At 69.6% G+C, this 22,292-nt stretch carries 15 protein-coding genes; 9 read left to right on the top strand and 6 right to left on the bottom strand.

The features are described 5' to 3' along the window. The first annotated feature begins 152 nt into the window (after positions 1–152). A complete protein-coding gene (locus FDA94_RS01695; RefSeq protein WP_137245208.1) occupies positions 153–4,196 on the top strand; it encodes an nSTAND1 domain-containing NTPase in 4,044 nt (1,347 codons plus the stop codon). A gap of 394 nt (positions 4,197–4,590) precedes the next feature. On the opposite strand, the gene FDA94_RS01690 is transcribed toward FDA94_RS01695, so the two are convergent. Beyond that, entirely contained in the window at positions 4,591–6,312 is a 1,722-nt protein-coding gene (locus FDA94_RS01690) for a glycoside hydrolase family 6 protein (protein WP_137245207.1), read from the bottom strand. 177 nt (positions 6,313–6,489) lie between these two features. On the opposite strand from FDA94_RS01690, the gene FDA94_RS01685 reads away from it, so the two are divergent. Continuing rightward, positions 6,490–7,074, top strand: a complete 585-nt coding sequence (locus tag FDA94_RS01685) for a hypothetical protein (RefSeq protein WP_137245206.1) — start codon at positions 6,490–6,492, stop codon at positions 7,072–7,074. Here the strand turns inward: FDA94_RS01685 and FDA94_RS01680 are convergent. Then, on the bottom strand, positions 7,059–8,222 hold the full coding sequence (locus tag FDA94_RS01680; RefSeq protein WP_137245205.1) for an FAD-dependent oxidoreductase: 1,164 nt from the start codon (positions 8,220–8,222) through the stop codon (positions 7,059–7,061). The genes FDA94_RS01685 and FDA94_RS01680 overlap by 16 nt on opposite strands. A 43-nt stretch (positions 8,223–8,265) precedes the next feature. On the opposite strand from FDA94_RS01680, the gene FDA94_RS01675 reads away from it, so the two are divergent. The 5 genes from FDA94_RS01675 (at position 8,266) to FDA94_RS40255 (ending at position 15,740) form a co-directional block, all read left to right on the top strand. After that, positions 8,266–8,826, top strand: a complete 561-nt coding sequence (locus FDA94_RS01675; RefSeq protein ID WP_246059451.1) for a PadR family transcriptional regulator — start codon at positions 8,266–8,268, stop codon at positions 8,824–8,826. A gap of 229 nt (positions 8,827–9,055) precedes the next feature. Next, positions 9,056–9,784, top strand: a complete 729-nt coding sequence (locus FDA94_RS01670; RefSeq protein WP_137245204.1) for a hypothetical protein — start codon at positions 9,056–9,058, stop codon at positions 9,782–9,784. A gap of 559 nt (positions 9,785–10,343) precedes the next feature. Beyond that, positions 10,344–11,636 (top strand): hypothetical protein, encoded by a 1,293-nt coding sequence (locus tag FDA94_RS01660; protein WP_137245203.1) that lies wholly within the window; start codon positions 10,344–10,346, stop codon positions 11,634–11,636. Positions 11,637–12,511: 875 nt separating this feature from the next. Then, positions 12,512–14,287, top strand: coding sequence for an RICIN domain-containing protein (locus FDA94_RS01655; RefSeq protein ID WP_137245202.1), 1,776 nt, complete (start codon positions 12,512–12,514; stop codon positions 14,285–14,287). 4 nt (positions 14,288–14,291) lie between these two features. Further along, complete coding sequence (locus FDA94_RS40255) at positions 14,292–15,740, top strand: arabinofuranosidase catalytic domain-containing protein (RefSeq protein ID WP_137245201.1); 1,449 nt, start codon at positions 14,292–14,294, stop codon at positions 15,738–15,740. Positions 15,741–15,807: 67 nt separating this feature from the next. Here FDA94_RS40255 and FDA94_RS01645 read toward each other — a convergent pair whose 3' ends face one another. The 4 genes from FDA94_RS01645 to FDA94_RS01630 all read right to left on the bottom strand — a co-directional run bounded on the left by FDA94_RS01645 (position 15,808) and on the right by FDA94_RS01630 (position 20,573). Then, positions 15,808–17,184, bottom strand: a complete 1,377-nt coding sequence (locus FDA94_RS01645; protein ID WP_137245200.1) for a ricin-type beta-trefoil lectin domain protein — start codon at positions 17,182–17,184, stop codon at positions 15,808–15,810. Positions 17,185–17,881: 697 nt separating this feature from the next. Beyond that, positions 17,882–18,061 (bottom strand): hypothetical protein, encoded by a 180-nt coding sequence (locus tag FDA94_RS01640; RefSeq protein WP_137245199.1) that lies wholly within the window; start codon positions 18,059–18,061, stop codon positions 17,882–17,884. Positions 18,062–18,073: 12 nt separating this feature from the next. Further along, positions 18,074–19,906 (bottom strand): adenylyl cyclase, encoded by a 1,833-nt coding sequence (locus FDA94_RS01635; protein WP_137245198.1) that lies wholly within the window; start codon positions 19,904–19,906, stop codon positions 18,074–18,076. 454 nt (positions 19,907–20,360) lie between these two features. After that, complete coding sequence (locus FDA94_RS01630) at positions 20,361–20,573, bottom strand: hypothetical protein (protein ID WP_137245197.1); 213 nt, start codon at positions 20,571–20,573, stop codon at positions 20,361–20,363. Between the two features lie 93 nt (positions 20,574–20,666). Between FDA94_RS01630 and FDA94_RS01625 the strand changes: the two genes are divergently transcribed. Next, a complete protein-coding gene (locus FDA94_RS01625) occupies positions 20,667–21,434 on the top strand; it encodes a hypothetical protein (RefSeq protein WP_137245196.1) in 768 nt (255 codons plus the stop codon). A 458-nt stretch (positions 21,435–21,892) separates the two neighbouring features. After that, entirely contained in the window at positions 21,893–22,264 is a 372-nt protein-coding gene (locus FDA94_RS01620) for a helix-turn-helix domain-containing protein (RefSeq protein WP_137245195.1), read from the top strand. Positions 22,265–22,292: the final 28 nt, after the last annotated feature.

Below are 22,292 nucleotides of genomic sequence, written 5' to 3'. Positions count from 1 at the left end.
CCCATGAGTCAAAAAACCCCAATGACCAGCCATAACTTCCCGACGGCAGGCAAAGTCCTCAGATCGGTCAATTAAGCCTTGACAGAGTAAAAGATCATGACCAGCCTGGACACCTTGATCGAGAAGCTCGGGCCCGGGAGTCGTGACGCTGGATGGAATTCAACGTACTGGGGACGTTGCAGGTCATCCGGGACGGGCGTGTGGTCTCTCTCGGAGACGCCCGCAAGCTGCGGCTGACGCTCGCCGTACTGCTGGCCGGGGCCGGTCGGCCCCAGTCGCCCGAAGCGCTCGTCGACGCGGTCTGGGGCGACCGGCCGCCCGCGTCGGCGCGGCACAATCTTTACCTGTACGTCCACCGGCTCCGCCGAATCCTGGGCGACGACGTGCTGACCCGCGGGCCCGGCGGCTACACCCTCGACGCCTCGGGGGTCGACGCCCGCCGCTTCCGCGACCTGACGGCCCAGGGCGAGGCGGCGCTGGCGGCCGGGGAGGCCGAACTGGCCGCCAAACGGCTGGGAGAGGCCCTGAGAACGTGGCGGGGCGAGGCATTCGAGGGGTTCACCGACTGCCCGCCGGTCGCCGAGGCCGCGCGCGCCCTTGAGGAGGCCCGGCTCGCCGCGGCCGAGTCATGGGCGGACGCCCTGCTGCGGGCCGGTCGTCCCGCGGACAGCGTCGCCGACCTCACCGAACTGGCCCGGCGGCATCCCTTCCGTGAAGGGTTGCGCGGCCGGCTGATGCTGGCGCTCTACCGGTCCGGACGGCAGGCCGAGGCGCTGGAGAGCTTCCACGAGGCCAGAGAGGTGCTCGACCGGGAGCTCGGCGTCGAACCCGGCCTCGACCTGCGGCGGCTGCACGAGGCGATGCTGCGGGGGGACGAGGAGCTGATCCCCCTTCCGGCCGACAGCGGCGAGTGTCCGTACCGGGGACTGGCGGCCTTCCAGGCGGCGGACGCCGCCTGGTTCTTCGGACGGGAGGCGCTGCGCGACCGGCTGGTCGACCTGTCCGACCGGCTGCCGCTCGTGGCCGTCTTCGGCGCCTCCGGCAGTGGCAAGTCGTCGCTGCTGCGGGCCGGGCTGGTCGGGGCCCGGCCGGGCAGCGTGCTGGTCACGCCGGGGGAGCACCCGCTCGCCCAGGTGCCCGAGGAGACCGGCGCGCTGCTGGTCGTCGACCAGTTCGAGGAGCTCTTCACGCTCTGCGCCGACGAGGCGGAGCGGCGGGCCTTCGTGGTCCGGCTGCTCGAACCCGGGCGGCGGGTCGTGCTGGGCGTCCGGGCCGACTTCCTGGGCCGGCTGACCCGCTATCCCGACCTGGTCGAGGCGCTCCGCGGCGAGGCCCAGTTACTGGTGGGGCCGCCGTCGACCGCCGAGCTGCGGGACATCGTCGTCGGCCCGGCCGCGCGGGCGGGGCTGCGGGTGCAGCCCGAGATGCTGGCCGAGATCGTCGCCGCCGCCGTCGCCGAACCGGGCGGGCTGCCGCTCGTCTCGCACGCCCTGCTGGAGACCTGGCGGGCCCGCGAGGGCACCCTGCTCAGCCTGAAGGCCTACCACGGCACCGGCGGCGTCACCGGGGCCATCGCCCAGACCGCCGAGCAGGTGTACGCCGACCTCGCCCCCCGGGAACGCCAGGTCGCCCGGAGGATCTTCCTGCGCCTGTCGGCCCTGGGAGAGGGCACCGAGGACACCCGCCGCCCGGTCTCTCCCGCCGAACTGGTCGGCATCGCCCCCGAACCGGTGGTCACCGGGGTGCTGCTGCGGCTGGCCGCCGCCCGGCTGGTCACCCTCGGCGAGGGCTCGGCCGAGGTCGCGCACGAGGCGCTGATCCGCAACTGGCCCCGGCTGCGCGGCTGGCTCACCGACGACCGCGCCGCGCTGCTGGTGCACCGGGGCGTCACCGACGCCGCCCGGCTCTGGGACGCCCAGGGCCGCGACCCCGGCATGCTCTACCGGGGGGCGCGGCTGTCGTCGGCCCGTACGTGGGCCGAAGAGCACCCCGGCGAGCCGAACGCCCTGGAGACCGCCTTCCTGACCGCCTCCCGGGAGGCCGAGCACGACGAGATCGTCGCGGTCCGGCGGCGCAACCGGCTGCTCAAGCGGATGGTCGCCGGGATCGCGGCGCTGCTCCTGGTGGCCTTCGTCAGCGGCGGCGTCGCGGTCGGCCAAGGACGGGAGGCGCAGCGCCAGCAGCACACCGCCGCCTCCGGCCGGCTGTCGCTGACGGCCCGGTTCCTGCTCGACACCGACCCCGACCTGGCGGGCCTGCTCGCGGTCGCCGCCCACCGCCTCAACGGCGACGCCGAGACGGTCGGCGGCGTGCTGAGCGTGGCGGCGGCGGCCCGGCGGCGGGTCGAGGTCCAGGCAGACGACTCGGGCGTCTACGCGCTGGCGTTCAGCCCCGACGGCGGCATGATGGCCGGTGCCGGGGTCAGCGGCACCGTCGCGGTGTGGGACCGCGACCACCGGCGGATCGCCACCCTCACCGATCACCCGGCCGACGTGCCGCTCTACGTCAGGACCGTGGCGTTCAGCGCCGACGGGCGCTATCTCGCCTCGACCGCCCGCGAGCCGGTCGTGGCGAAGGCGCGCGGCTCGGTCGTGGTCTGGGACACCACCACGATGAAGGCCGTCTTCGCCGAACGGCTCACCGACCTCACCCCCGCCATGGCCTTCTCCACCGACGGCGCCACGGTCGCGGTCGGCCACGACGACGGCACCATCGACCTGTGGACGCTGCCCGATCGCGCCCACCGCGTGATCGACACGCATGGGCCGAAGATCGGCTCGCTGGCCTTCGGCGCCGGGAACTCGCTGCTGGTCGCCACCGGCCCCGACGAGACGGTCGTGTGGGACGTCCGCACCGGCCGCCGCCACGCCGAGGTGCCCGTCGAGCACGTCCACCGGGTGATCGTCTCGGGGGAGACGCTGGTCACCGCCTCCGACACCGGCGGCGCCCGGTTCTGGCGGCTGACCCGCGACGCCGTCTCCTCCCTGTTCGCGCTGCCGACGAGCGGCCCCTACGCGTGGGAGGTGTCCGCGCCCGCCGGCGACCGGGTCGCGGTGGCCGACGAAGACGGCATGATCACCATCTGGGACCTGACCCGCAGGCAGCCCGTGGAGACCTACCTCGACCGGAGCCGGGCCGAGACCCGCGCCCTGGCCCTCAGCGCCGACGGCTCCCGGCTCGCCTCAGGTGGCATGGGCCGGTCGATCGTGATCCGCGAGCGCGCGGTCCCGCTGTTCGGCGGCCACAGCCAGGCCGTCAACGACCTCCAGATCAGCCCCGACGGTACGACCGTCGCCTCGGCCGGCAGCGACCGGACCGTCCGCCTGTGGGACCTGACCGGACAGCCCGTCGCCATCCTCGACGGCCATCCCGACCAGGTCAGGTCGATCGCCTTCAGCCCCGACGGCCGGGTGCTGGCGGCCGTCGGCCGCGACCACAGCCTCACCCTGTGGGACGTGCCCACGCGGCGGCGGCTGAGCGAGACCCGCTACGCGGGCACGGGCGCCACCACCAGCGTGGCGTTCGACCCCTCGGGCCGGGTGCTGGTGACGACCGCGCTCAGCCGGTTCCGCTGGGACGTCACCGACCCCGCCGCGCCGAAGCAGGCGCCGTTCACGGCCCCGCCGTACCTGTCGACGGTGGTGGCCTACAGCCCGCGCGACCCGCTGCTGGTCTCGGTCGGCCCGTCGGACCTGCTGCTGCTCTGGAACACCGCCACCGACAAGGAGATCTCCCGGGTACGACCGGGCCACGGGTCGATCCTGGACGTCGCCTTCAGCCCCGACGGGAAGACGATCGCCACGTCGGGCTCGGACCGTACCGTCAAACTGCACGACCCGGCCGGACGGACCTTCGCCACCCTGCCCGGCCACACCGCGCCCGTCCACGCCGTCGCCTTCAGCGCCGACCGGCGGCTGCTCGCCTCGGCCGGGGAGGACCGCACGATCATCGTGTGGGACCTGGCCAGCCGGCGCCCCATCGCCCGGCTGACCGGCCCCACTCTGCCGATCAAGGCCCTCACCTTCACCCCGGCGGGCGAGCTGATCAGCGGTGACGACTCCGGCCGCATCATCCGCTGGTCGCTCGACCCCGCCGAGGCGGTCTCTCGGTTGTGCCGGGCGTCCGGACGTGACCTCACCGCCGCCGAGTGGGACACGTACGCCGCCGGGCTTCCCCGTCAGGCGACCTGCGGCTGATCGGCCGACCTGACGGGCACCACTCTGCGCCATGACGTTATAGGCGAGATATATCGGCTGGTCAGCGCCGTGGCGACAAGTGAGGAGACCGGCGCCGGCGCAGCCCGCGAGCGCTGACAGGGACGGCCGGACCCGGACCAGACCGTAGATCACGATTGCGATCCCCGGGGCGAGGAACACCACCTGGACCAGGGCGCCGATGAGGAGGACGCCGGCGAGGACCTGGCCCAGCGCCGCCCCCGCGCCCAGGACGAGCGCGCCGAAGGCGAGCGCCGGGTTGAGGGTGAAGGCGATCAGCGATAGCAGCGCGCCCGCGACGGCGGCGACACCAGGAGCCCTCCGAAACAAGCGCCGAGATCGACCTGGGACCGGATCGTGCGTAACCCGCCGCTCGTCAGAGCGGCGGATAGGCGTTCCGGACGAGATCCCGGAAGTAGGACGGCCAGAAGATCCCGTAGCCCGGCCCGCCCGGCGTCGCTCCCGACGGCCGGTACGACCCGATCGGCGGGGCGTAAGTCGGGTCGCACCAGCGGTTGGGCCCGTCGCTCGCGCCGTCCGACTCACCCGGCGGCCTGGCCCAGATGAAGGCGTCCACCCCGGGTCTCGGAGCGGCGGCCGGACGTTCGCCGATGCCCGCGTTGAGCTGGTTGCACCAGTTGTAGCGGTTGATGCGCCGGTCGAGCCTCGACTGGTCGACGTAGGTGTTGACGTCGAAGGAGGTGCTGACGGCGGTCGGCCTGGCGGACCCGCCCCAGCCGTTGCGCGAGGTGTCGATCAGCATGCCGATGTCCGCCGGGAACCCCGCCTCGATGAGGGCGGCGCGCAGGAAGCGGGTGTAGTCGTCCTCGTCGATGTGGGGATTCCAGTCGACCCACCGGGTCCAGTACAGCGGCTGGCCGGCGACCAGCTTGGCGGTGTCCGGGAGGAAGATCTCGTCCACCGGGACGTAGTTGGCGACGTTGGTGACGAACCCGTGCACTCCCGGCGTTCCTTCGACGACCTCCGCGAGCAGGTCGACGAACGGCCCGGACACCTCGGTCCACCCGGCGACCGAGGACCTGGCGGCGTCGAGGTAGACGTAGACGTTGGGGACCGCCCCGAGGGCCGTGATGGCCTGCCTGATCCCCTGGAGGTACACCCCGGAGGTGCGCGCTTCCACGCACGGGGTCTCCTGGGGCCAGGAGACCATGTTGCCCAGCGTCTCCGGCTCGACCAGGGTGACGATCCTGAGCCGGGCGTAGCGGGGGTCGGCCAGGATCGCCGCGATGGGGTCCACGAACTGGTTCCTGTACGCCGCCAGCCCGTCGGCCGTCATGGGGAACTCCGCCGTGGACCACCACGACGAGCACTCCTTGCCCGGAAGATCGCTCAGCACGAGCGTCACGACGACGGGATCCATGTTCCCCTGCGACAGCGACTGGACCAGAGCCCGTTCCAGGTGCTCCCGCAGCCCCAGTCCGCCCCTGATCGACCCGATCGCCGCCACGGAGTCCAGCCACAGGGCGGTCGGCTGGAACGCGACCTTCCGCATCGCGGTGCCGACGTCCCCGCCCGCGGCGGTCGCGGCGGCGTTGACGTTCGCGACGTAGTCGGGGTTCAGGTAGCCGCGCGCCCCGAGGTAAGGATTGTCGACCCGCGAAGGCGAGGGCGAAGGCGAAGGGGACGGCGACGGGCTGGGCGACGGACTCGGTGAAGGAGACGGGGACGGGGACGGCGACGGGCTTGGCGAGGGCGGCCCGCCGCAGCTGGTGCCGTTCAGGGTGAACTGGGTGGGAGCGGGGTTGCCGCCGCTCCAGCGGCCGTTGAAGCCGATGGTCACCGTCGCGCCCGGCGCGAGCACCCGGTTGTGCGGCTCGTTCAGGGCCTGAACCCGGGTCCCGGCCTGGCTCCACCGCGCCGACCAGCCATGGGTGATCGTCTGCCCGGCCGCGAAGTCGAACCGCAGCGCCCAGCCGTCGATCCGATCACCGGTGTTCTTGACGGTGACCGTCGCGGTGAACCCTCCCGGCCACGAATCAGCCCTGTAGGTCACCGCACATCCCGGAGCGGCCCAGGCCACCCCCGGAAGAACGACGAACACGAGCATGACCCCGACAAGCACGCGCAGGAGCCTCATGGCACCCCCAAGACGCGAAGACCGACCCCCGATCGTCACCTCAGAAGACCCGCCCCCGGCAAGTCGACCCGACGAACCCCCAGGTCAGCCCTGAACCTTTCAATCCCCAGTTGATCAAGGGCTCGGGTGCCGCTACCGTCCTCCCACCACCCCCTGGCGCGCACGAGGAGACAGAGGATGATCACGGCACTGGTCCTGGCGGGTGCGCTGGCGGTGGCGCCGCTGTCGACGGCGGAGCTCAAGCAGGCTCTGCTGACCAAGAAGGACTTCGGGAAGGGCACGGCGGTGCTCGTGGGGGAGTCGGACGCGGGGATCGTGTCCCGGTTCTGGGTCGACAACGCCCGCTGCATGGACGCCCTCAAGGCCTACGACGAGGTCTTCGGCGGAAGTCACCCCACGGTGACGACGGTCGGGAAGGTCGCCGCGCTGCAGCAGGTCTTCACCGGCGACGCCGCCACGATCAAGATTATGAAGTCCGCCGCCTCGAAGGTCTGGCCGGCCTGTGACGGGCAGACCACGCTCCACCGGAAGCACGTCTTCAAGCGGAAGAAGGTCGCCAACCTGGGCGACGCGACCTACGCGTTCGAGATCTCCTTCAACTACGTCCCGGCCTTCGTGTCGGAGTTCGTGTTGGTGGCGTACAAGAGCGGAGTGATCGTCTACCAGGGCAAGTCCGCCAAGGGCCACTCGACCTGGCCGACCACTGTGAAGAACACCAAGAAGGCCGTGGCCAAGCTGAAGAAGCTCTACGCCAAGCGCTGAGCGGACTCGTCCCAGGTGATGCGGTGGTCGTACATCCAGGAGAGCGACCCTCGTTTCGCCACCTGCCGTAGCACCACCGGCAGGAACAGGTCGCGGAGGTAGGCGCCGACCGGACCGGGCGCCTTTCCGCCGCCGTTGCGTTTGCCCTGCGCGACGATCCGCTCCACGCGCGCCCGGCGCTGCCGTTCGTAGACGGCGAACGCCTCCGGCGTCTCGTGGTCGCGCAGGCACTTGGCCAGGACGACCGCGTCCTCGATCGCCATCGACGCGCCCTGCCCCGACGACGGCGAGGTCGCGTGGGCGGCGTCGCCGACGATCACCATGTGGGAGTTCGACCAGGTCGGAACGGTCGGCAGGTCGTAGGTGTTCCAGGCCGGCATGACGTGGGGCGTGGCCGCGATGATGTCGCGCATCGGCCCGGTGTCGTCGCGGAACAGATCGATGAGCGCCGACGGAGTGACAGCGGCCAGGTCGGCGGCCGTCGGCTCCTTGGGACTGGCCGGGTTGGCGAACCACCAGACCTCGCCGTTCGGGTGGATCAGGTACCCGAAGAAGCAGCGCCGCCCGAACACGAAGTGGCTGACGCCGGGCCGCCCCGGCACGCGCACCCCCTCGGCGAACCCGCCCGTGTTGAGCAGCCCCAGGTGCCGGGGCCTCGGCGCGCCGGGATCGATGATCGTGCGGGTCCGCGACCAGAGGCCGTCGGCGCCGATGAGCAGCGCGCCGTCCGCCGTGGTCCCGTCTTCGAACCGGGCCTGTACGCCGCCGCCGACGACGCCCGCGTCCGTCAGCCGTCTGCCGTATTCGACGCTCACCCCGCGCCGGACGGCCTCGTCGCGGAGCGTCCGGTAGAGGTCGCCCCGCCGGAGCGTCCGGCTCGGTTGCGGGATGACGGCCAGTTCGCGGCCCTTCGCGTTGACCATCACCCCCTCGGGCGTGTCCATCCCGAGGTCGGCCACGAGGTCGTGCAGGTCGAGGACCTTCAGCGCCTCGAGCCCGTTCTGAGCCAGGGTCAGGAACGCCCCGACGCCGTCGGAGCCCCGGTCGTACGCCTCGAAGAGCCGGACCCCGAGCCCGGCCTTCCGGAGTGCCATGGCCGTGACCGGCCCCGCGATACCGCCACCGATGATCAATGCATCCTTGGTCATACTATGACTATACATAAAATGACTAACAAATACGATGGCCGTCATGACATCCCGGCGATCACCTCTGGCGATGGCGGTCCTCTCACTCGTCGTGGAGATGCCGATGCACGCCTACCGCATGCAGCAACTGATCAAGGAGCGCCACAAGGACGACGTCGTCAACGTCGCGCAGCGCAACAGCGTCTACCAGACGATCGACCGCCTGCTCCGCGACGGCCTGATCGCCGTCCAGACGACGACCCGCGACGAGAACCGCCCCGAGCGCACCGTCTACGAACCCACCCCCGCCGGCCGCGACACGCTGCGGGAGTGGATGCGCACCATGCTCGCCGTCCCCAAACGCGAGTTCCCGGAGTTCCCGGCGGCCCTGGCCTTCCTGCCGGTGCTGACCGTCCCCGAGGCCGTCGAGGCGCTGACCGAACGGCTCACCGCCCTGGAGACCAGAGCGGCGGCCCTCGACGCCGAACTCGCGGACGGCGCGAACTTCCTGCCGCGGGTGTTCCTGGTGGAGACCGAATATCAGCGGGCGGTGGTGGCGGCGGAGGCGGAGTACGTACGGAGGCTGCTCGACGACCTGCGAAACGGTGAGGTCACCTGGCACTGACGGCGGGGGTCTTCATCGGATGTGATGCAGACACTCGGCTCCGACCCCGATGTCCGGGTGGTCACTGAGCTCGCGCTGTGGGCGCCCGCGGACATCGCCGGCGAGCTTGCGGCGCATTCGCATGCCGATGTTCGTCGTTCGGTGGCGGCCAACGAAGGGACGCCGCCAACTGTACTGGCGTCGTTGCTGACCGGTGACGGGCTGCCGTCGGCGCGGTCCTGCGTGGTCTGTGATCGAGAACCGGTCCCTTTCGTTCACGATCCGAACTGCGAACGATCTGACTGCCCACCGCCGCCGGGCGCCCATCCCTTGGGTGCGCGCAACGCTCGCGGGCAACCCCTCGATCGGCGAGAACCTGATCCGCGCCCTGGCCACCGATCGGGGCCACGACGTCCGGCGTCGACTCGCCCACCATCCCGAGGTGCCGCTCGACGTTCTGTCCGACGTCGCAGGCAACACCCGGATCGGCCAGGTACTCCTGCCGCGCATCGCATCTGCCTCTGGGGCCGAGATCATGGCACTGGCCGCGTCAGCGATCCCGGCGGTACGCATGCTGCTCGCCCAGCGGCGCGACCCGTCACCCGAGATCCGCGGCGCGCTCGCCGACGATCCCGATGCGAAGGTGGTCACGTCCGTCGCGCCGCACCCGGGCCTGTCCGAGGCGCAGCTCCGTGCGATGGTCGCACGCCACGGTGCGCGGGTGCTGGCGAGAGTGGCCGTCAAACCCGGACGCCACGGCCCGGTTGCTGGAGGACCTCGCTCAGCACCGGCCGCCGGTGCAGAAGGCGTTCCGCGAGATCGCTCGGCATCCCAGGGCCACGGCCGTGGCGCTGCTGGCCTGCCTCGACGATCGCCGGGCCAGACCCTTGGCCGCCCGCCACCCCGCCTTGCCGCTCTCGGCGATCGTCGAACTACTCCACGACGAAGACTGGCAGGTAGTAGAGGCCGCGGCCGCTAACCCGTCGTTGCCGCTCGCCGCGATGCGAGAGCTTATTCCCTGATCCACGTCTCGATCTGCGAGCCGTCGACCGCGGCCACCGATCCGTCGCTCCACATCCGCGCCACGTCCAGGGCCGCGAAAGCGTTGACGACGTCCCGGAGGCGCGGTGGGGCCGAAGGAGCCCAGCCACCGCGTGTGCTCCAGGAGCTGCTTGAACTTCGTCGGGCTCGCCGCCTTCGGCGGATCCGTCAGCTTGTCGAAGCCGCTGCGCCCGGTTGCCGGATCCGCCACCATCAATGTCCGACAACGGCGTCCGGTACGTCCTCCAGCCTTGGGAACTAGCCAGGCGTCGGTGGCTCTTGAGCCACACCATCAGGGCCGGCAGATGCGCGTCGGTCGAGGACCTGCCCCGCGCCCACTCGATCTCGTCGTCCGACGGGGTGAACGCGTCGGCCGGATCACGCGACGCCATCCGCTTGAACGTCGGGTAGGCGGTGCGATCGATCGACGTCACACCCCGGGCGTCATGGCCATGGCGCTATTCGCTCGCTCAGCGCCTCCAGCACGGGGATACTGCATGTCGATGATCGAGTATGACAGTCCGGCCTCGTTCCGCGGTCAGCTCCAACGGGGACGCGGTGCCGCAGTGCATCGCGCATCGACCGTCCCCGGCGCCGCCGACGCGGTGTATGAGTGCGTGATCACGGACACGCGCTGGGACCGTCAATTTGATCAACGCGACAGCTACCTCGCCGGTCTCATCGCTCGGCTCGACCTGCCACTGGCGCCGATCCAACAGCACCTGCTCACATACGACGGCGAGGACGCCGAACCGGTTGAGCTTGCCTTGCAGGTCCTCGCCCTGCTTCTGATGGTCGGTCGACTCGACGCGGCGGCCGTGCTGCGCGGGTACGCGATCGACGGGCCGCACTGGTCCATGGCACTGGAGGCGATCGGCGATAGCGGGGCGATGAAGCTTCCCGCCGTCTGGGACGGGCTCGCTGACGACATCATCGCCAACCGCGACGATGCCCAGCTTGCACAGGCGATCTGGTGCGACACGGAGCCGTGGACGACGTTCGCGCAGTCCCAGCCGCGGGTCCGGCGAATCGTCGACGAGCTCAAGGCCTCCCGTTCACCCGGACCGGCCAGGCGCGACACACGACCCGAAATCGTCGCCATCGACAACGAAGACCTGATCGGGCTTGTCGCTGCCGGCGGCTCCGGGCGGCGGCGGGCGCTGGAGGAACTGGGCAGGCGCGGCGATCGCATCGTCTTCGACTTCGCCGAAGACCCCGGCCTACGCAACGCGGCCGGGTGGCTGCCTGGTGTCCAACAGGCGCTCCACCACCTTGGGCCAGACGCGCTGCCACGCGCCCGCACGTGGATCGGCAGCGGCGACGACACGCTCGTCGCGTTCGGGGAGTGTGTGGTGGCAGAGGTCGGTGACCGGGGCGATGCGCCGGTGTTGCTGGCCGCGTTGCACCGCACAGTCGCCGCTGGAGAATGGTGCGCTGCCGAGGTTCCGGCACGAGGCCTGGGCCGGTTGGGGATCCGAGAAGCCGCGAGCGAGCTCGTGGCCGCGTGGGAAGGCACGGTTCATTCACTTGCCCGGGAAGCGTTCCTGGACGGGCTTCGGGGATGTGCGCCGCATGAAGCCGAAGCCGTCGTGGTCGAGGGACTTGACGATTGCGAGCCGATGGTTCAGCAGCGCGCGTGTGAGGCAGCGCCGGATACGGCCGCAGTCCGCTCCCGTCTGCGGGAGTTGACTGCCGATCCCCTGGCACCTGAGGTTCATGAGGCCGCGAACACGAAACTGCAGGTCCTGGCCCTCAGTCCCGGAGCCTCTCACCTGCGCAGCACTACCTGACCGGAAACCGGCGTCGACCAGCGGGGAAGCACTACCGAGATCGGGTCATGGCCCCTTCGGACGTGTTCGAGATCCCGTTGGTGCAGGACCACGACGGGTTGCTGACGGCGTCGTTCGTAGTCGAACACCGCGCCCTCGAGGTGGAAGCCGTCCTCGGAGGCGACGACGACTCCCTTGCGCCACGCGTCGGCCTGGTTGTCAGTAGGCCAGGAAGTCGAGCCGCTTGGACTCCTCGACGAGCTACAGGCCGCCGTGCTGCCAGGGGGCGGCCGGATGCTGGGCTCGTAGACGGCGGGGGCGGCCTCGGCCGGCTCCGTCCGGGAGACAGGGTGAGCAGGGCCAGGGCGAGCGGCGCGGTTGCGGCCGGAGCGACCCGACGGCGGAGCCGCAACAGAGGAGCGGGGAGCACGCTGTCTCCTGTCGGTGGGCGTCGTATCGATTCGATCAGGTGAGGACCTCAGGGTAAGATCCGCTCCTCCTTTGTCAAGAAGGCGCTCTCTCGCGTCTGCCGCCGTCAGTGCGGCGGACGCGGCGTTGCGACAGGCAGACGGCAGCGACAATCCTCTGCATGAGAATGAAAGTTTCATACTCATCGCCTGACCGAATACGACCTCAATCGGCATTTCAACCGGAAGATGACGTCTACACCTCATCGATAAGCCTGCTTATTGTACCCGGCCGGTATGCCGACCCCAGGCGAGCCGGCCGTGGCGAGAGGGAGCAGCGTGCCTGACGCGCGTTGTTGACAGCACTGGGGGCGAGATCTAATCTGCGGTCGAATCGATTCGATCGTCAGGCTTTTCCGGGTGTCGCGACCGCCGTGAAGCCGCTTCCCTCACCTGTGCTCAGCACCCCCCAATGAGGAGAGATCCGAGATGAACGTTGGCGACATCGCCCGCCGGAGCCGCCGCGTGCTCGCGGCCTTCCTCGCGGTCGGCGCACTCGTCGCGGTCCCCGTCGTGACAACGGCCACGCCCGCCCAGGCGGCCGACCAGTCCATCAGCGTCGACTTCTCCGCCGGCGGCGGCACGCCCACCTACCGGGCCTCCGGCTGGATCTACGGCATGACGGAGAACGCGTCCGGCCCGCCCAGCCAGTACTTCACCGACGTGAAGTTCCGCTACATGCGGGCCGGCGGGGCCCAGCTCGACAGCCCCGGCGGCTGGGTGTCGGGCAAGTACGACCGCCGCTGGAACGCCACCCGCGCCCAGTTACTGCGCACCCGTTCGCTCGGCGGGGAGTTCATCCTGCTCGTCCATGACCTGTGGGGCGCCGACGGCTACCCGATCTCCCGCTTCCCCGGCGACAACGGCAACTGGACCGACTACGACAACTTCCTCACCCGCCTGATCGCCGACGTGCAGGCCACCGGCGCGCCGGTGCAGTGGGACCTGTGGAACGAGCCCAACATCACCCTGTTCTGGAACCGCCCCCAGTCCCAGTACTTCGAGCTGTGGCGGCGCACCTACCAGCGGATCAGGGCCGCGTTCCCGGCGCATCTGATCGTCGGGCCGAGCTGCGCGTGCGTGCCGTCGACCGGCCACGCGTTCTGGAACGCCTACCTCGACTACGTCAAGGCCAACAACGTGGTGCCCGACATCATCAGCTGGCACTCCCTGCCGGGCGACCCGGTGGCCAACGTCGCGGCGGCCAACACCACGCTGAACTCCCGGAGCATCCCGCACCCCCGGCCCTACCAGATCAACGAGTACGGGGCCTCCAACGAGCAGAACCCCGCCGACGGCGCCTGGTACATCGCGCGCCTGGAGCGGGCCGGCGCCGACGGCCTGCGCGCCAACTGGGCGGGCGGCGGAAACCTGCACAACGACCTCGGCAACCTGCTCGTCCGCAACTCCTCGGGCCAGTACCAGCCCAAGGGCGAATGGTGGGCCTACCGCTTCTACGGCTCGCAGACCGGCCAGATCGTCTCCGTCACCCCCAGCGCCAACTACGACGCCTTCGCCACCAAGGCGTCCGGGACGGCCAAGATCCTGGTCGGCGGCGGCACCACGACCGGCAACGTCGCCGTCAACCTGCAGCGCCTCGACGCCACCAGCGGCATCGTGCAGAACAACCAGGTGCGGGTCGTCGCCGAGCGCATCCCGTCCAACGGAGGCGGGGCCGTCACCGCCCCGGTCACCGTCCAGAACGCCGTGGTGACCCTGTCGGGCAACGCCACGACGGTCAACCTGCCGCACACCGCCATCGACGACACCTACACGATCACCCTGTTGCCTCCCTCCACCGATCCCGGCAACGGGTCGACGTCGGTGCTGCGCAACCAGAACGCGAACCGGTGCCTGGACGTCGCCAACGTCTCCCAGGCCAACGGCGCGGCCGTGCACCTGTGGGACTGCAACGCCGGCGCCGCCAACCAGCAGTGGACGACGACCTCCGCCCGGGAACTGCGGGTCTACGGCAACAAGTGCCTCGACGCCTCCGGCCAGGGCACCGCCAACGGCACCGCGGTGATCATCTGGGACTGCAACGGCCAGACCAACCAGCAGTGGAACCTCAACGCCGACGGCACCGTCACCGGCGTGCACTCCGGCAAGTGCCTGGAGGCGAGCAACTTCGGCACCGCGAACGGGACCAGGGTCCAGTTGTGGTCCTGCACCGGCACCAGCAGCCAGAAGTGGACCAGGAGCTGATGGCGTGAAGACGAGGTTGAAAAGCCTGCTGGCCACGGCCGGGATCTCGTTCCTCCTGGCCGCGAGCGGTTACGTGCCCACGGCGCAGGCCGCCACCACCGGCCCGTGCGACATCTACGCGGCGGGCGGCACTCCCTGCGTCGCCGCACACAGCACCACCCGCGCCCTGTACGGCGCCTTCAACGGCCCGCTCTACCAGGTCAGGCGGTCTTCGGACAACACCACCCGCGACATCGGGCTGCTCAGCGCGGGCGGGGTGGTCAACGCCGCGACCCAGGACGCGTTCTGCGCCGACACCAGCTGCGTCATCACGATCCTCTACGACCAGTCGGGCCGTGACAACCGCCTCACCCAGGCCCCGCCCGGCTACTGGCCCGGCCCCGCCCCCGGCGGCTGGGACAACCTGGCCGACGCGAAGGCCGCCCCCATCACCGTCGGCGGCCAGAAGGCCTACGGCGTCCGCATCGAGCCCGGCACCGGCTACCGCAACAACAACACCAACGGCGTCGCCACCGGCGACCAGCCCGAGGGCATCTACGCCGTCCTCGACGGCACCCACTACAACCAGTGGTGCTGCTTCGACTACGGCAACGCGCAGACCGACGGCCAGGCCGACGCCCCCGCCATCATGGAGACCGTCTACTTCGGGGCCAACAAGCAGTGGGGCTACGGGGCCGGAGCCGGTCCCTGGATCATGGCCGACCTGGAATGGGGCCTGTTCTCCGGAGTGAACGCGGGCTACAACAACCTCGCCCCGATCAACCACCGCTTCGTCACCGCCATCGTCAAGGGCGAGCCCAACCACTGGGCCATCCGCGGCGGCAACGCCCAGTCGGGCGGCCTGACCACCTACTTCGACGGGCGACGGCCCAACGGCTACCACCCGATGAAGAAGGAGGGCGCGATCCTGCTCGGCATCGGCGGCGACAACAGCGTCTCCGGCCGAGGCACCTTCTTCGAGGGCGTGCTGACCTCCGGTTACCCGTCGGAGGCCACCGAGAACGCCGTGCAGGCCAACATCACCGCCGCCGGCTACGCGCCGTCGGGCGGCACCCCGCAGCAGGGCGTCCAGATCGTCGGCGGCCAGTCGAACCGGTGCGTCGACGTGGTCAACAACGGCAGCGCCAACGGCTCGGCCGTCCACCTGTGGGACTGCTCCGCCACGACGACCACCCAGCGATGGACCCGCACCTCGTCCGGGCAGCTGCAGGTGCACGGCACCAAGTGCCTCGACGCCTCCGGTCAGGGCACCGCCGACGGCACCCCGGTGATCATCTGGGACTGCAACGGCGGAGCCAACCAGCGGTGGAACGTCAACTCCAACGGCACCATCACCGGCGTGCAGTCAGGCAAGTGCCTGGACGCCAACGCGGCCGGCACGGCCAACGGCACCAGGCTCATCCTCTGGTCCTGCAACGGACAGCAGAACCAGCGCTGGACCCTGCGCAGCTGACCCCGGCCCAAGACGACGAACCGACCGCCACAACCCAGTGGCGGTCGGTTCGCGGTTCGCTAGCGGGTCATGCCCGGGTCCATCTCTGGCTGGCCTGGCCGTTGCACGAGGCGACCGTCACGGTGGCGGTGTTACCGGTGCCCGTGGCATTGAGGCACAGGTTGTTGGCGCCGCTGGTCACGGTGCCGTTGGAGTTGAAGGTCCACTGCTGGTTGCTGTTGGTGTGGCAGTCCCACAGCTGGACGCGGGTGCCCGATCCGGCGTTCGTGGGGGAGTCGAGGCACTTGCCGAGGGTCGAGAGTCTGCCTGAGCCGTAGCTGAAGAGCTGGTTGGCGTTGGAGTGGCAGTCGTAGATCTGCAGCAGGGTGCCGTTGGCGCTGGCGCTGTTGGGAGAGTCGACGCAGCGTCCGGCGGCCTCGTTGCGCAGGCGGAAACTGGTGCCGGGGGTCGGCGTCGGAGTGGGCGTCGGGCTGGCGCTGGGGCTGGCGCTGGGGCTGGGGCTGGGGCTGGGCGTCGGGTTGGGCCCCGACGTGCTCTGGAACTGGGAGATGAACCTCCACACCTCCGTCTTGGTCCAGGTCTGGGCGCCGTTCTCCGTGTAGGTCCCGTCCACCGGGGCCGGCGTGTGGCCGTTGTCGTACGCGGCCCAGACGACGGGATATCCGGCCTGGCACCCCGAGTAGGCGGTGACGACGTGCCCCCGGCTGCCCGACGACGGTTCCGGCGGGTTCTGGGAGGTGCAGCCGTTGTTGCGCACGAACCTGTCCCGCAGCGCCCGTCCCTGCGAGATGTTCAGGACGTTGTCGGTGATGCCGTGCAGGCCCATGTAGGCGATGGGCTGGTTGCCGCCGTTGCATCCGCTGAGCTGCGCGCCGGCGAAGACCGCGACCGCCCGGAAGACGTTCGCGCGGCTGCACGCGAGGGAGAAGCTCATGCCGCCGCCGTAGCTGAAGCCCATGGCGAACCGCAGCGAGGTGTCGATGCAGAGGTCGGCCTCCACGCGCTGCAGGATGTCGTCGAAGAGGGTGACGTCCTCGCCGTTGGAGTTGGCCCAGCCGTTGTTGAGGCCCTGGGGCGCGATGAAGATCGTGCTGTTGTTCGACAGCTGCCGCTGGCCGTAGTAGGACCAGGAGGCACCGCTGCTTCCACCGGAGTCGACGTCGTTCATGGTGCCGTTCAGCCAGTGAATGCCGAAGATCAGGCGGTAGGGATTGTTGTTGTTGTAGTTCGACGGAATCCGCAGAATGAAGCTGCGATTCCTTCCGCTGGACTGAATGGTGTGGGTTCCGCTGGTCAGCGTCGGGTTCTTCCCGCATCCCGAGGTCGCGGCGGCGAACGCCGAGGAGCCTGCGCTGGTCCCGCTGGTCACCGCCGCGTGCCCCGCCACCAGGACGAATGCCGCCGCGAGCGCCACGGCCCCGAAGACGGACCTATTCCTGAACATTCGCGATTCCCTCCGGCTGTCGGGGCCGGGCCGACGATAAAGACATGTTCTGCGTTCCTCTCCTTCAGGGGCATCGAATGCCCGGAGCCGCGAAACCGTGGGAGCGCTGACATCTCTGAGGGCTTATCGGCATGGCGTGTAACGCAAGGGAGCACATACGACCTGTTCACGGATGTCAAGCAGCTTGATACGTAACTCAGGACGCGGTCGTGCGCAGTCCGCCTCTGTGCTGGGACGGCCGGGGAAGCTTCGTTCTGGTTCCGGGCGCACAGCGTGAAACTTTCGCCGTGAGGGGCCGATCGCATGCCGAGAGGGGGCGATGGCGCACCACGATGATCATGGGTTTCCGGCGTCACCTGCAGGGCGTCCCCGCCAGAACTTTCGACAAGACTCCGATAGTTTCGATCGAAAGCGGGGTCGGCTACGGGGCTTGGATATCAGGACGAGATCGCGCAGATGAAGTTGGTCGTCTGCGGGGAAGCGATCCCAGTCATCCAGGGGGAGCCCAAGGTCGCCGGACCTTGCGGGCCGCGGGGCCGGTTGCACACACCGACTGCGGGACATCCGGTCAAGGGGTCGGCCGAGTCGGAAACCCGACAAGCTGAAGGCATCGCGCGGTGCTGCTTCCAAGGCCCGGTCGGCGGAGTGCCCTACGAGGGCTCTTCGACGGTCATGACACGTGCACGCGCGAAGTGGCCTACTCGACCGGATCGTCGTTCTCCGGCAGGCATCCGCGCACCCGCACTCGGCCGCCGGGGTTCGGAGAGGCGAAGCCCCCGGGTTCCAGGTTGGTCACGCCGGGTCCCTCGCTGGAGACACCCCAGCCGAGCGCGGCGGCGTCCCGCGCGAGGATCCTCGGGTGGGCCGGGCGGCCCACCCGAGGGTCGGACTACGGAGCGGGGTAGTCGGTGATGTACACCGGCGAACCGACCCGCGTCAGGTCGGCCGGGCCGCCCACGCCGTTGACGACGTGGTCGATGATGCCGGCGCTGAGGTTGACGGTCATGATGTGGTGCAGTTTCACGCCCGGACGGTCCGGCACCTCGAAGCCGTTCTCGGTGTGGATCGACGGGTTGTTCTGGTTGAAGACGTAGACGCCGCCGCCGTAGAGCTGGTGCTTCTGGACGCCGTTGCCGACCTTGTAGCCGGCGTAGCCCTCGACGTCGCCGTTCATCCAGTCGGCCTGCGTCGGCGGGTCGTAGGGCAGCTCGTTCTGGTAGAGGATCGTGGTGCCGTTCTCACCGTTCCAGATCGTGTTGTAGCGCTGGAAGTGCTCGACGAACAGGCCGGTCGCGGTCACGTTGTCGCCGTTGATGATGGCGCCGTTGCGGCCGTCGTTGGTGTTCCACCGCTGGGTGTCGGTGAAGCCCTCGACACCGTGGTCGGCGCGCCACACCCAGGTGTGGTCGATGAGCACGTTGTCGGTGTTGACCTCGAGCGCGGTGTTGGTCCGGCCGATGTGGGGGCCGCCGACGCGGAAGTACACGTCGGACAGGGTCGTCGGGTTGTCCGCCGGGTTGTGGCTCCGCTTGTCCTTCTTGCCCACCTTCAGCAGGACCTGCGACTTCTTGAGTCCCGCGTCGATGGTCACGCCGGCGAAGATCACGCTGGGGACGTCGGCGATCTCGACCGGAGTCGCGGCGTTGACGGCGGTCAGCGTGGCGTGCCCGATGCCCAGGACGACCGTGTTCGCGCGCTTGATGTCGATGCTCCGCTCGACGTCGTACACGCCGGGCGTGAGCAGCAGGTGCTTGCCCTGTTCGAGGGCCTTGTTGATGTCCTTCACCGAGTCCGACGGCTTGGCGATGAAGAAGTCGCTGAGCGGCAGCGTGTACCCCGGGGTCAGGCCGTTGGCCCAGGTGATGCCACGGGAGTTCTTCTGCGCGGCGGGCACCCGGACGTTGTAGTCGCCCTCGGCGTCCACGAACAGGTAGGGCTTCTCCCGGCTGACGGGGTTGGTGTCGAGCGTGGTGTAGGGCGGGCTCGGGAACGTGGAGTCGTCGGGAGCGCCCACGGTGCCCGCGAACACCTGGTTCCACACGGCGTTCGACCAGCTGGCGACCTCGCTGTTGCGGGTCAGCCACTGCTGCTGCGATCCGTTCGTGACGGACGGCAGCTTGGAGTCGGCGATGAAGCCGCCGCTGGCGTACTGCGGGCCGGCGGTGCAGTAGTCCATCAGCGACAGGTTGCCGCCGGTGACGTTGAGCCGGCGCATGGACACCGCCTGGGAGACCGCCCAGAAGTTCGTTCCGGTACGGCAGCCCTCCGAGCCCTTGCCGGTGATGTTGATCGACAGGTTGGAGATGGTCCGCCAGAAGTTGGTCAGGGCGATGCAGTTGGTGGGCGTCAGGCAGCGGTTGTAGACCTCGACCTTGCCGTTGATGACGACGTCGGTGGGCGAGGCGCCCAGACCGGCGATCTCGGTGTAGTAGCCGACCTTGAAGTGCAGCGGCTGCTCGGCGGTCCCGTAGGTGCCCGGCTTGAAGAGGTAGGCGTGCCGGGTGGTGCCCATCTCGTTGTCGACCTGGGCGGCGTGCGCCGCGTCGAGGGTCGCCTGGATCGTGCTGAGCGGCATGCTCGGGTCGAAGACGGTGACGTTCGAGCCGAGGTCGGCCACCGGCGCCGCCGCAGTGGCGGCCGGGCCTGTCGACACGACGGAGGCCGCCAGTAGCAGCCCTAAGGCGAACAACCTGCCGAGATAGGGCCGGCGGGTGGTCGTCATGGTTCGTTCCTTCCTTGGGGGGCACCACTGATCTTTGAGAGCGCTCTCTCATAGGTCAAGAGGTTGGAGGAAACTAATGTCACGACTTTTTTCATCTCATGTGAGAATGGATTTCAGTCAAGTGTCCTGGACGGCATCGGCGAGTCGGCCGCCGATCCCACATCCTCCGGCCGGGCATCCCCATCGCCTCACCGACCCGCCACCGACTTGGCCGACCTGTCGCTCGGTGATCTGCAACGGCCGTCAGACCTGCTCGCGTGTGCGCGGGACATCCAGACGATCGAGAGCCCGACAGGTTCGAAGGCCGACTGTCGTGCGGTCTGACTTGTGCCGCTGCTCGTCGGCCCACGCCTGACACGAGGCGATCGTCGAGAGTCGTCCGCGAGGCGCACCTCATGGACGAGGAACACACCCGAGCAGGCAGTGAGGTGGCCGCGCGCGTTCGGCGTTCGCGTCAGGCGGGTGGAAGCTGGTCGAGGCCCCGCCGGCACACGGCCCACCGGATGTCGTGGCTCCCGGCGTCCTCGAGGATCACGCTCGCGACGATCTCGTCATGGCACGGCGGTGTCCCGTGCTGGCTGCAGCCTCCCCGCGCGGCCGTGCTGTTCGGGTCGTTGTACCAATCGGCGGGCTGCCGGGGGAGAACCCTCACGACTTTCGTCTTCATGCCACCGACGGTACGTCCCACGCCCATCGACCGCGTTCTTGGCAGCTTGTCAGAGAACACCACAAACAGATCACCTCATGCCAAGATCGGCCGATGCGATTAATGATCTCCGCCGTCTCCGCCGCCGCGCTCGTGCTCGTCGCCACCCCTGCGCAGGCCGCCGCCCCCAAGGACCCGGTCAAGGCAGTCCGGGCCGTGCTCACTCCCGGCAAGGGCGTCAAGTTCACCGATGTCACCGACATCGTGACCAGGGACGACGGCGGCGTCACCGTGCAGCGGCGCACCGGGTCGCTCATGTTCGGCCGAGGCAAGATCGCCGCCTCCGACATCACCGCCACGTGGGAGAAGGGCGCGTTCGGCGACTCCCACAACAACGGCCGGACGATCCGGATCGGCACCGTCGTCTACAGTTCCGGCGGCGAGTACAAGGGCAAACTGCCCGAGGGCACGCGCTGGTTCAAGCAGGCGAAGAACGGCATGACGGGTGACTCCAACGGCTGGTTCAGCCAGGTCGTGAACGTCGCCGAGCCGGCCACCCTCGCGGCGCTGGTCAAGGCCGGCAAGCGGTCGGGCGCCACCTACTCCGGCACGATCACTTTCGGCCGACTGGCCAAGGTCTCGCCCTGGTTCAAGGCGTCCCTGCCCATCCGGTGGGACAAGACCGTGCTGACGTACAAGCTGACCGTAGGCGGCAACGGCCTGCCGCAGAAGCTCGCGACGTCGTTCCCGGCCACCGGTATCTGGGACAGCCCCAGCTGGGAGGGCCGGACGTTCGAGACCGAGACCCGTTACAAGGGCTGGGGCGGCAAGAGCTCGATCAAGGCACCGGCCGCGAACCTGGTGACCACCAAGACGTTGTAACCGCACCCGATCCCGGGTTGCAGGGGATCGTCTACTCCTTTGCAACGCTGGAGCGGTCGCCGGACGAGATCGCGGTGTTGCAATTGCACCGAATCCCGGCCTGCCATCGGTCGTCCAATCCGCTGCAACGCAACTCGAGCTGGAGTGGTCGCCAGACGGATCACGGTGTTGCAACCGCACCGGATCCCGGCCTACCAGCGGTCGTCTACTCCGCTGCGATGAGAGTTCGGGGTGCAGCGGTCGCCTGACGGGATCGTGAAACTGATCGACGGCCGGCGCTCATGAGCGGCTGAGGAACATATGCATGGGCGGCACTGCGGAGGGGCTGCCCCTGCACCTCCTCCGGATCCTGCCTGACCGAGGCAGCCTCGGCGATATGCGGCCAGGCGGCGGGAGTTCTGTTTGTGCTGTGGGCGAAGGTGCCGCGACGGCGGCGCGGGGGCTGTTTATGGTGAGGCATGGCCTCCTCTGTTACGCCGCTGCGGCGGGTGAGCGATCGAAGCGAGCCGGAGCCCGCGCGTGAGCCGCTGTGGCGGGAGGCGCTCGGTGAGTGCCTGCGGGGGATCCGCCACGAGCGTGGTGAGAAGCTGGCCGAGACGGCGCAGCGCGCCGGGGTCTCGCCGCAGTACCTCTCCGAGATGGAACGGGGCGTCAAAGAGCCGTCGAGCGAGATGATCGCCGCGGTCGCCGGGGCGCTTGAGGTCACCTTGGTCGAGCTGACCTCCTCCGTGACCGAGATCCTGCGGGGGGCACAGAGCTCGCGGGCGGCACAGGACCTCCGAGCAGCCCCGGGCGGCCCGGCGGCGGGGGCCACACTGCTGGCTGCCTAGCGTGACCCGCCAGCCCTGGACTTCGCAG

Origin of the sequence: Herbidospora galbida (assembly GCF_005233835.1) — a bacterium.
Lineage (GTDB): Bacteria > Actinomycetota > Actinomycetes > Streptosporangiales > Streptosporangiaceae > Herbidospora > Herbidospora galbida.
Note: the sequence above shows the minus strand (reverse complement) of the source record. Positions and strands in the feature narration are given on the sequence as shown.

Coding starts and splice junctions, on each gene's coding strand:
- FDA94_RS01695 (WP_137245208.1), top strand. CDS start 153: ATGGAATTCAACGTACTGGGGACGTTGCAGGTCATCCGGGACGGGCGT.
- FDA94_RS01690 (WP_137245207.1), bottom strand. CDS start 6,312: ATGAGGCTCCTGCGCGTGCTTGTCGGGGTCATGCTCGTGTTCGTCGTT.
- FDA94_RS01685 (WP_137245206.1), top strand. CDS start 6,490: ATGATCACGGCACTGGTCCTGGCGGGTGCGCTGGCGGTGGCGCCGCTG.
- FDA94_RS01680 (WP_137245205.1), bottom strand. CDS start 8,222: ATGACCAAGGATGCATTGATCATCGGTGGCGGTATCGCGGGGCCGGTC.
- FDA94_RS01675 (WP_246059451.1), top strand. CDS start 8,266: ATGACATCCCGGCGATCACCTCTGGCGATGGCGGTCCTCTCACTCGTC.
- FDA94_RS01660 (WP_137245203.1), top strand. CDS start 10,344: ATGTCGATGATCGAGTATGACAGTCCGGCCTCGTTCCGCGGTCAGCTC.
- FDA94_RS01655 (WP_137245202.1), top strand. CDS start 12,512: ATGAACGTTGGCGACATCGCCCGCCGGAGCCGCCGCGTGCTCGCGGCC.
- FDA94_RS01645 (WP_137245200.1), bottom strand. CDS start 17,184: ATGTTCAGGAATAGGTCCGTCTTCGGGGCCGTGGCGCTCGCGGCGGCA.
- FDA94_RS01635 (WP_137245198.1), bottom strand. CDS start 19,906: ATGACGACCACCCGCCGGCCCTATCTCGGCAGGTTGTTCGCCTTAGGG.
- FDA94_RS01630 (WP_137245197.1), bottom strand. CDS start 20,573: ATGAAGACGAAAGTCGTGAGGGTTCTCCCCCGGCAGCCCGCCGATTGG.
- FDA94_RS01625 (WP_137245196.1), top strand. CDS start 20,667: ATGCGATTAATGATCTCCGCCGTCTCCGCCGCCGCGCTCGTGCTCGTC.
- FDA94_RS01620 (WP_137245195.1), top strand. CDS start 21,893: ATGGCCTCCTCTGTTACGCCGCTGCGGCGGGTGAGCGATCGAAGCGAG.